Raw genomic sequence first — 9412 nt, 5'->3', positions numbered from 1 at the left:
GCTTCGGTTCGCGAATCAGGGGCGCCACTCGCTCCCAGTCCCGATCCGTGAGGTCCACGCACCTCCCCCTTCGAAAGGGGAGACGAGTCTCGCGTCAGCACCCGCTGCCCGAACTCGCGTTGGCTACACCGTAGCGCAACATCTATTTTGGGACCGCTTCTAGGGAGCGAGTGACTCGAGCACGCCGCGGATCGGAACGCCGTGGTCGAAACACGGGATCAGGAGACACGGCTTCAATTCTCGCTCCCCGATCCCGCTGCGAGCTGCGCCCGGCCCTGCGCGAAGACGCGCTCTCCGTCCGAGAGCTCGAAGCGCAGGCGATCGCGCGCCGGCGAGAGCTCGAGCGAGAGCCGGAACGGCTGCGACGGGAGCAGCGCGTCGCGGAAGCGCAGCCCTTCGAGCGCGAGAAGCTGCGGCGTCGCGCCGAGCAGCTCCGCGGCCGCGAGCATCACCCAGTGCAGCTGCACCACGCCCGCGACGACGGGCTGGCCGGGAAAGTGGCCCTCGAGAAAGGCGAGATCCGCCGGCACGCGCAGCTCGCGCACGATCGAGCTCGCGCCGCGCTGCTCCGAGAGCACGACCGGATCGCGCACCGGCGCGCGCTCGGCCGCCGGCTCGAGCAGCTCGAGAAGCGCGGCGCGCGTGACCTTCCCCTGCGCGTCGCGCGGCAGCTCGGCGACGTAGCGCCACGCGCGCGGCAGCAGCACGCGGTCCCAGTACGCGGCCAGGTGCTCCCCGAGCGCCGCGCCGAGCGCGCGCCGGCCCTGCGCGTCGAGCGCGGCCTGGCCCGAGTCGGAGAGCGCGACCACCGCGCCCACGCGCGCGTCGCCGATCGGCTCGAACGAGACCAGCGCAGCGTCGGCCACGTGCGGGTGCGCGCGCAGCGCGCTCTCCATCTCGGGCAGAGCGAGCCGCTTCTCGCCGATCTTCACGATCCGGTCGGCGCGACCGAGCAGGCGGAAGCGTCCGCCGCCAAGCAGCTCGGCGCGGTCGCTCATCAGCGTCTCTTGCACGTCGCTCCTTCCCGCTGATGCCGGACCCAGGCTCGCGTACGGGGAGCGTACCACCAGCTGGCCCTCGACCCCGGGGCCGCTCGCGCGCGCGAGCTCGACGTGCGGGAAGCTGTGGAACGCCGCGTCGGGCTCCGCCGCGATCTGCTCGCGCCAGGCCACGCCGCCGGTCTCCGTCGAGCCAAAGATCTCGATCGGGGTGAGCCCGAGCACGGACTCGATCCCGCGCGCGATCGACTCGTCGAGCGGACCTCCCGACGAGAAGATCGCCCGCGCCTGGCTGCGCAGGCTCGCAAGCTCCGCGTCCGCGCGCATCCGGCGCAGATGCACCGGGGTCGTCACGAGCGCGAAGCCGGCCGTCGCGCGCATGCACGGAAAGAACTCCTCGCTGTGCAGATACGTCTCCGCGCAGAACGCGCGCCCGGCGGCGAGCGGCCAGAGCAGTCGGAACAGCAGGCCGTACAGGTGCTGATGGGAGACGGTCGCGAAGACCCGCGCGTCCCTGCCCAGGCGCGGCCCGAAGAGCGACTCGAGCGTCGCGACCTCGCGGTCCAGGTGGCGCAGCGCCTTCGGCACGGCCTTTCCGGGCCCGGTGCTTCCGGAGGTCGATAGCTCCGCGATCGCAAGCTCCGGATCGAGCGATCCGAAGCTCGCGGCCGCGGCCGGCGCGACTTCGAGGGGCGCGATTCGCGGCAGGCGCGCGAGCTCGGTCGCGGCGATGCTCGAATCGACCAGCGCCCCGTCGACCTGCGCGGCCAGCGCCGCGAGCGTCCCCGGCTGCCGGTTCGGCGCGAGCAGCGCCGTCGCGCCGCTGTGCGCCAGCGCGAGCAACGCCACCGCGAACGCGTAGCTGTCCTCGCTGAAGAGCAGGAAGCGCGTGCCACCGACCCTTCTCAGCTCCGCGCAGAGCCCGGCGACGCGTCCCGAGAAGTCGGCGAAGTCGCGCACGCCGTCGCGCGAGAACGCGACGACGTCGCCCGGCGCTCGGCCGGTTCGGAGCAGCTCCGAGAGCGGCAGGAAGCGCGGCACGGCTTCGATCGGCGGCACCGCTTCGGTCCTCAGTCGGCCTTCCCGGCCGCGCCCGTTCGCGCGGAGATCACCGCGACGATCTGGTCCATCGAGCGCATCCGCTCGATCTCGTCGTCGGTGAGCGCGAGGGGGAGCTCCTCTTCCACGAATCCGGCCAGCGCGACCGCGTCGAGGCTGTCGAGGTCGAGGTCCGCCTCGAGATCGGTCTTCATCGTCATCTCGGCGGCCGTGACGTCGAACTCGCGCTCCAGGATGCCGACCACGTGCGCGAAGATCTGCTCGTTCGAAAGCGCCACGGCTCCCTCCCCTGGCGGGCTCAGGCCGCCCGCTGCGCGGTCACGAAGTCCGCCAGGCTCTTCACCGAGGCGAAGATCTGCCGGTTCGTCTCGGGATCGTCCTCGATCTTCACGCCGTAGCGCTCCTCGAGCGCCATCGCGAGCTCGAGCGCGTCGATCGAGTCGAGTCCGAGCCCCTCGACGAAGAGCGGCGCCTCGGTCTCGATCTCCTCCGGCGCGATGTCCTCGAGCACGAGCGCCTCGACGATGAGCTTCTTCAGCTCCGCCTCGAGGCCTTCACTTCGCTGCATCGAAATCCCCTCCCGCGAGCCGCTCGCGCAGCACCGCGGTCAACTTCCGCGCGGCCATCACGGACGACTCGGTCCCGTCGAGATGCTCCTTCGCGACGATCGGATCTCCGGCCCGGAAGGTCCAGAGCGGGCGCCGCGCCGGAACGTGATACCACTTCTGCCCCTTCATCAGCGAGGGCGGCTCGACGCTGATCCTGACCGGGAGCAGGTCCAGGCCGCTCTCGAGCGCGATGTGCGCCGCGCCGCGGTAGAAATGGCCGAGCCCGTTCTCGGGCGAGCGCGTGCCCTCGGGGAAGATCAGCAGGGTTCGATCTTCCCGGAGGCAGCGGACGGCCGTGTTCAGTACGTCGGCCCCGGTGTCGTTGCGGATGTACTCGGCCTCGCGAACCGATCCGCGCAGCCAGAAGTTCTCGGCATAGTCGCTTCCGACCACGCAGTCCGCCTGGGGCAGGTTCGAGACGATCAGCAGCGTGTCGATCAGCGACGGGTGGTTGGCGACGACGATCTTGGCCCCCGGGACCGTGAGCCGTTCGAGCCCGACCCAGCGCACCTCGATCAGATCGAGCGCCTTCATCAGGCCGGCGTGCACGCGATAGGCGCGCTGGATCGCCCGCTGCGCGCGCCGCCAGCGCTCCGGAGTGCGGCGGTCCCAGACGCTGCGCAGCGGCAGCCATACCGCGCCGAGCCACAGGCTGATCAGCCCGAGCGCCGCGAACGCGACGCCGGTTCGCAGCGCCCGCCACGCCGTCGAAGTCCGCGTGGGCATCCGCTCTCCGTGCCCTCTCAAAACTCTCCGTTCCCGCCCACCGGCGGCGAGTCTACCACCGCGCTTCTCGGGGTGTAAACGAGCGCCGTTGCATGAGAACCCGTCAGTTGCCCTGCCCGGGGCCGGCCCCGATCGAGCTCGCGTCTCCGCGGCGGAGGCGCGACTGGATCCCCGCGAGCGCGCCCGAACCTAGCGCCGGACGGTGGCTTTGTTTAGACCTGCGCGAATGAGGGCGCTGCTTCTCCCGCTCGTCGCCGCGGTCCTGCTCGGCGCCGAGGCGCCCGCTCCCGGCGGAAGCCTCACGCTCGACGAGCTGCTCCGGCACATGGCGACGACGCGCGGGGTCGTGGCCGAGTTCCGCGAGGAGAAACGGCTCGCGCTTCTGGAGGCGCCGCTCGAGACCCGCGGCACGCTCTACTTCGCTCCGCCCGACAAGCTCGCCCGCGTGACGCGCAGCCCCGCCGCGACCCGGCTGCTCCTGCTCGGCGACCGGATGCGCTTCGAGGACGAGGCGGGCGTGAGCGAGATCGACCTCTCCGCCAATCCCGTCGCGCGGCAGTTCGCCCACAATCTGATCGTGCTCTGGCGCGGCGACCGGAAGGCGCTCGAGTCGCTCTACCGGCTCGACTTCGCGGCCGACGGCCCGCGCTGGACGCTCTTGCTCTCGCCGAAGGAAGCGCCGCTTCGCGACTTCATCCGCTCGATCCGGATCGCCGGGGACGGGCCGGCGATCGGCGAGATGGAGCTCACCGAGAGCGACGGCGACCGCACGAAGACGCTCTTCGAGAGGAGCGAGGTCGACCACGCCTTCGGCCCCGAGGAGGAGCGCTCGATCTTCGGATCGGAGCCGAGCCGGTGAGCCGGCGCGCGCGGCTCGTGGCCTGGGCGGCGCTCGGGCTCTCGCTCTTCGCCTACAGCGCGAGCCGGATCACGTTCAGCACCGACATCACGAACTTCCTGCCCGACGGTCGAGGCGCGGAGCTGGCGCAGATCTCGCGCGAGCTCGTGCGCAGCGACCTCGCGCGCACGATGGTGCTCTCGATCGGCGCGGACGATCCTGCGGACGCGATCGAGGCGGCGAAGGCGCTTTCGGCGGCGATTCGCGCCCATCCCGAGGTCGCCTGGCTTCGCACCGGCGCGGACTCCGAGCTGCAGGAGCAGCTCTACCGGCTCTACTTCCCGCGCCGGCTCTACTTCGTCTCCGACGATCCGGAGCGCGAGCTTCCCGCGCGCCTCTCCGATTCCGGCCTGCGCGCCGAGGCGGCCGAGCTGCGCCGCAGCCTCGCGCTGCCGATCTCGCCGCTGCTGAAGCGGATCGCGCCCGAGGATCCGCTGGGCGCGTTCCGCGGCGTGCTCGAGCGCATGCAGGCGGGCGAGCCGCCGCTGGCGACCCGCGACGGCGCCTTCGTCACCCGCGACGGGCACCACGCCGTGATCCTGCTCGCGACGAAGCGCTCCGCGTTCGACACCGTCGCGCAGCGGCCGCTGCTCGAAGCGATCCGCTCGGAATTCGACTCGCTCCGCGCGCGGCTGGGCCCCGACCTGTCGCTCGAGCAGAGCGGCGCGAACCGCTTCGCGCTCGACGCCGAGACGAAGCTGCGCGCCGACGCATCGATGATCTCGACGCTCTCGTTCGCGGGCGTCGCGCTGCTCTCCTGGCTCTTCTTCCGCTCCGCAGCGCAGCTGGCGCTGGTGCTCGTTCCGGTTGTGCTCGGGCTGTCGCTCGCGACGGCGGTCGGCCTCGCAGTGTTCGGCCGACTCGACGGCACGACGATCGGCTTCGGCGCGTCCCTGATCGGCGTCACGATCGACTACCCGATCCACTACCTGATCCTGCGCAGCTTCTCGCCGCCGCTCACCTCTCCGTGGCGATTGGCGCGCCGGCTCTCCGGATCGCTCTCGCTGGCCGCGCTCACCACGATCGTGAGCTTCGCGGGCCTGGCGATCACTTCGTTTCGCGGCTTTCGAGAGCTCGGCGTCTTCGCGCTGGTCGGTGTCGCCGGGGCGCTCGCGGCGTCGCTCTTGCTCCTTCCGGATCTGGTCCCGCGGGATCGCCCCGCGCCGCCGATCTCGGCCCGGCTCGCACGCGGCTTCGCGGCCGGATTGGCCCGGCTTCGCGCGCGGCGCCGCGCGCTCGCGCTGGTGCCCGCCGCGATCCTCGCGCTCGGGGTGTTCGCGCTGCCGAAGCTGTCCTGGAACGACGACCTCTCGAGCCTCGGGCAGCCCGACCCCGAGCTGCGCGCGGAGGAGGCGCGCGTTCGCGCGCGCGTCTCGAGCTTCGACGGCGGACGCTTCGTGATCGCGCTCGCCGATCGGCCCGAAGCCGCGCTCGAGCGCGACGAGCAGGTCCACGCGCGGCTCGAAGCGCTGGTCGAGAGCGGAGAGCTCGGCGGGATGCGCTCGCTGCACGACCTGCTCTGGTCGCCGCAGCTCCAGCAGCGCAATCTCGACGCTCTGCGCGCGAGCCCCGATCTCGCGGCGCGGATCGAAACCGCCTACAGCGAGGCGGGCTTCCGCCCGGGCGCGTTCGCGGCGTTCGCGCAGTCGCTCGATTCGCCGCCGCCGCCGCTCACGCTCGCGGAGCTCCGCGCCTCGCCGCTCGGCGCGCTCGCCTCGACGCTCGTGCTGGACCTGGAAGGGCGCACCGCCGTGATCACCTACCTGCGCGGCGTGAACGACCCCGAGCGGATCCGCGCGGCGCTGGACGGCCTTCCCGACGTGCACTTCCTCGAGCAGGGCGCGTTCCTGAACCAGATCGCCGCGAGCTTCCGGACCCGCACGCTGCTGCAGATCGTTCTCGGCAGCGTCTGCGTTCTGGGGCTCCTGGTCGCCCGCTACCGCAGCTTGCGCCGCGCGCTGGCCGCGTTCCTGCCGGCGCTCGCCACGGCGATCCTCGTGCTCTCGGGGTTCGCGCTCTCGGGCACCGAGACCAACCTGCTGCACGCCGTGAGCCTTCTGATCGTGATGGGAATGGGCGTCGACTACGGCATCTTCGTGGTCGACAGCAGCGCGAAGGGCGAGGAGATCGGCGCGACCCTGGTGTCGTGTCTGCTCTGCTGCCTGACCACGATCCTCGGCTTCGGAACGCTGGCGCTCTCGAGTCACCCGGCTCTGCGCGCGATCGGTCTCACGACCGGCGTCGGCATCGTTGCCTCGCTCGCGCTCGCGCCGCTCTCGCTGCTGGCGCTGCGCGCGGACTCGGACTCCGGCCGTGCGGCCTGATCGGCTCTCTCTCGCTCTCGTGCTCGCACTCGCCGCGTCCGCGGCCTGCCAGCTGCGACCGCCGCCGCGGATTCCGGACTGCGCGGGGAGCCTCGTGTCCACCGCCGATCTAGCGAGCGACTTTCTGATCCACGAGCGGATCCGCGTGCGCGGCCACCGCGTCGACGAGGCCTACGGGCTGGTCGCGCAGAAGAGCGGCGACCGGCTCGTGCTGATCGGGCTCACGCCGTTCGGCGCGACGGCGTTCACGCTCGTGCAGGTCGGGCTGGAGGTGCAGAGCGAATCCAGGCTCGGCCGCGCCCTGCCCGTCCCGCCTGAGAACGTGCTCCGCGATTTCCACCGCGCGCACTTCCTGGCGACGGACGTCGCCGAGCTCGAGAATCGCCGCGTGCGCCGCGACCCGGACGGCGTCGTGCACATCTCGAGCGACGCCTGCGGCTACGAGGCCACGCTGGCGCCCGCGCGCGCGGGCGATTAGAGCGGCAGGTCGCCTGCGGCCGCCCGCACGCTGCCCGTCTTCGCGTAGGCCTCGATCGAGCGCTCCGCGATCCGCCACTGATGGATCTCGTCGGCGCCGTCCGCGAAGCGCGCCCAGCGCGCCTGCGTCGCCATCGAGGCCAGCGGCGAGTCCTTGCTGTAGCCCAGCGCGCCGTGGACCTGGATCGCGCGGTCGATGATCCGCCCCAGCGCGTTGGCCACGAAGTGCTTCGCCATCGAGACCTCGCTCTTGAAGTCGAGCCCCTTGTCGATCCGGTAGGCGGCGTGCAGCACCATCAGCTTCGACTGGTACAGCTCCATGGTCGAGTCGGCGATCATCCACTGGATGCCCTGCTTCTCGGCAAGCAGCGACCCGTGCGAGAAGCGGTGCAGCGCGCGCTCGATCGTCATGTCGAGCGCGTTCTCGGCCTGGCCGATCCAGCGCATGCAGTGCGCCAGGCGCGCGGGCCCGAGCCGGTACTGGCCCAGGCGGTGGCCCTGACCGCGCCCGCCCAGCAGGTTCGACTTGGGCACCTTCAGGTCGGTGATCCGGATCTCGCAGTGGTTGTGGCCGCCGCTCATGGTCTCGATGTCGCGCAGGATGTCCCAGCCCTGCGACGGGATGTCGACCAGGAAAGCGGTGTTGCAGGCCTGCGGAATCTCGGGGCTCTCCTCGGTGCGCGCGATCAGGATCGCGAACTGCGCGCCGCGGGCGCCGGAGATGAACCACTTGTGCCCGTTCACGAGCCAGTGGTCTTCCCTCTCCACCGCGCGGGTCCGGATCAGCGTCGGGTCGGAGCCCGCGACATCGGGCTCCGTCATCGCGAAGCACGAGCGCGCCACGCCCTTGCACAGCGGGCGCAGGTACTTCTCCTTCTGCTCCGGCGTCGCCCAGTGCAGGAGCGTGTGCATGTTCCCCTCGTCGGGGGCCTGGGCGTTCAGTGCGAAGGGGCCGAAGCGCGTCCGGCCGGCCTCGGCGGAGACGGCGGCCATCGCCACGTGCCCGAGCCCCATGCCTCCCCAGTCCGCCGGCATGTGGGGCAGCCACAGTCCCCACTCCTGCGCCGCCTTGCGCATCCGGATCACCTGCTTGACCAGGACCTCGCGCGAGTCCGGGTGCAGGTCGATCTCCTTCTCCGCCGGGCGGACGACGTCGTCCATGAACTTGCGCGTGTGGTCGATCGCGAGCTGGACGTCCTCATCGAAGCTGAAATCGATCGCCATGGATCCTCCTGGTGGGACGGGTCGTCGCCGCTGACTTCGGGGCAATCCTATCCGCCGGCGACGGCGGATGCAGGCTGATACGCTCGGACTGGAGGACGCTCATGGCGCAGCCCAGACACCGCTTCGTCGACGCGCACGGCACACGGCTTCACGTCGCCGAGCAGGGCGAGGGGCCGCTGGTCCTGCTCTGCCACGGCTTCCCCGAGTCGTGGTACTCGTGGCGCCATCAGCTCGACGCGCTCGCCGCGGCGGGATTCCGCGCGGTCGCGCCCGACATGCGCGGCTACGGCCGCAGCGCGCGCCCGCACGAGGTCGAGGCCTACGGCCAGCTCGAGCTGGTCGGCGACATGGTCGGCCTGGTCGCGGCGCTCGGCGAGAGCGAGGCGGTGATCATCGGCCACGATTGGGGCGCACCGGTGGCCTGGAACGCGGCTCTGCTGCGCCCGGACCTGTTCCGCGCCGTCGGCGCGCTCTCGGTGCCGCTCTCGCCGGCGCCGCCGCTCCCGCCCACGCAGCTGCTGAAGGCGCTCGCGGGCGACCGGTTCCACTACATCCTCTACTTCCAGGAGCCCGGCAAGGCGGAGCGCGAGCTCGAGGCCGACGTGCGCGGCTGGCTCGAGATGTTCTTCTACACCGCGTCGGGCGACGTGCGGATCGAGACCACCAAGCTCGGACAGCTGGCCAAGACCGCGAAGTTCTCGGACGGGTTCGCAAAGCCCGAGAAGCCGCCGGCCTGGCTCTCGGAGCAGGACCTCGACTTCTACGCCGGCGAGTTCGAGCGCACGGGTTTTCGCGGCGGTCTCAACTGGTACCGCAACATCGACCGCTCATGGCAGCAGATGCGCGCGCTGCGCGGCGCGCGGATCCGCGTGCCGGCGCTCTTCGTCGCGGGCGACCGCGACGGCGTGGTGATGGCCAATCCGCAGGCGGTGACCGACCTGGCCAAGACGGTGCCCACGCTGCGCCGCAGCGAGATGCTGCCCGGCTGCGGCCACTGGACCCAGCAGGAGCGGCCGCAGGAGGTGAACCGCATCCTGGTCGAATTCCTGCGCTCGCTCGGCTGAGCTCCTCGTCGACCCCGTCGCGCCGCGCGGAGGA

9 protein-coding genes are annotated in these 9412 nt (G+C 71.6%); 4 read left to right on the top strand and 5 right to left on the bottom strand.

Annotated elements, in window-relative coordinates; genetic code table 11:
- Positions 1 to 233: 233 nt before the first annotated feature.
- The 4 genes from FJ108_04970 to FJ108_04955 are packed head-to-tail and all read right to left on the bottom strand — an operon-like array spanning position 234 to position 3391.
- The gene (locus FJ108_04970) at positions 234 to 2057 is read right to left on the bottom strand and encodes an AMP-binding protein (protein ID MBM4335253.1); all 1824 of its coding nucleotides are present in this window, start codon (positions 2055 to 2057) and stop codon (positions 234 to 236) included.
- An 11-nt stretch (positions 2058 to 2068) separates the two neighbouring features.
- Positions 2069 to 2335 (bottom strand): acyl carrier protein, encoded by a 267-nt coding sequence (locus tag FJ108_04965; GenBank protein ID MBM4335252.1) that lies wholly within the window; start codon positions 2333 to 2335, stop codon positions 2069 to 2071.
- A gap of 20 nt (positions 2336 to 2355) precedes the next feature.
- On the bottom strand, positions 2356 to 2625 hold the full coding sequence (locus FJ108_04960) for an acyl carrier protein (protein MBM4335251.1): 270 nt from the start codon (positions 2623 to 2625) through the stop codon (positions 2356 to 2358).
- Positions 2612 to 3391, bottom strand: a complete 780-nt coding sequence (locus tag FJ108_04955; protein ID MBM4335250.1) for a 1-acyl-sn-glycerol-3-phosphate acyltransferase — start codon at positions 3389 to 3391, stop codon at positions 2612 to 2614. Before FJ108_04955 ends, FJ108_04960 begins: the two co-directional genes overlap by 14 nt.
- 226 nt (positions 3392 to 3617) lie before the next feature.
- Here FJ108_04955 and FJ108_04950 point away from each other — a divergent pair, with 226 nt between their 5' ends.
- From FJ108_04950 to FJ108_04940, 3 genes are all read left to right on the top strand, one after another.
- Positions 3618 to 4250: an outer membrane lipoprotein carrier protein LolA gene (locus tag FJ108_04950; protein MBM4335249.1), complete on the top strand. Its 633-nt coding sequence runs from the start codon at positions 3618 to 3620 to the stop codon at positions 4248 to 4250.
- Positions 4247 to 6613, top strand: a complete 2367-nt coding sequence (locus FJ108_04945) for a hypothetical protein (protein MBM4335248.1) — start codon at positions 4247 to 4249, stop codon at positions 6611 to 6613. Before FJ108_04950 ends, FJ108_04945 begins: the two co-directional genes overlap by 4 nt.
- A gap of 94 nt (positions 6614 to 6707) precedes the next feature.
- A complete protein-coding gene (locus FJ108_04940) occupies positions 6708 to 7091 on the top strand; it encodes a DUF3261 domain-containing protein (protein ID MBM4335247.1) in 384 nt (127 codons plus the stop codon).
- On the opposite strand, the gene FJ108_04935 is transcribed toward FJ108_04940, so the two are convergent.
- Positions 7088 to 8314, bottom strand: a complete 1227-nt coding sequence (locus tag FJ108_04935) for an acyl-CoA dehydrogenase (GenBank protein ID MBM4335246.1) — start codon at positions 8312 to 8314, stop codon at positions 7088 to 7090. The genes FJ108_04940 and FJ108_04935 overlap by 4 nt on opposite strands.
- Before the next feature lie 101 nt (positions 8315 to 8415).
- Between FJ108_04935 and FJ108_04930 the strand changes: the two genes are divergently transcribed.
- Positions 8416 to 9378 (top strand): alpha/beta hydrolase, encoded by a 963-nt coding sequence (locus FJ108_04930; protein MBM4335245.1) that lies wholly within the window; start codon positions 8416 to 8418, stop codon positions 9376 to 9378.
- Positions 9379 to 9412: the final 34 nt, after the last annotated feature.

It is taken from the genome of Deltaproteobacteria bacterium, assembly GCA_016875225.1.
GTDB lineage: Bacteria > Myxococcota_A > UBA9160 > SZUA-336 > SZUA-336 > VGRW01.
This window is presented reverse-complemented; position numbering and strand designations above follow the sequence as displayed.

Bases quoted from the DNA above. Each gene is read 5' to 3' on its own strand.
- FJ108_04955 (MBM4335250.1), bottom strand. From the start codon at position 3,391: ATGCCCACGCGGACTTCGACGGCGTGGCGGGCGCTGCGAACCGGCGTC.
- FJ108_04950 (MBM4335249.1), top strand. From the start codon at position 3,618: ATGAGGGCGCTGCTTCTCCCGCTCGTCGCCGCGGTCCTGCTCGGCGCC.
- FJ108_04960 (MBM4335251.1), bottom strand. From the start codon at position 2,625: ATGCAGCGAAGTGAAGGCCTCGAGGCGGAGCTGAAGAAGCTCATCGTC.
- FJ108_04930 (MBM4335245.1), top strand. From the start codon at position 8,416: ATGGCGCAGCCCAGACACCGCTTCGTCGACGCGCACGGCACACGGCTT.
- FJ108_04935 (MBM4335246.1), bottom strand. From the start codon at position 8,314: ATGGCGATCGATTTCAGCTTCGATGAGGACGTCCAGCTCGCGATCGAC.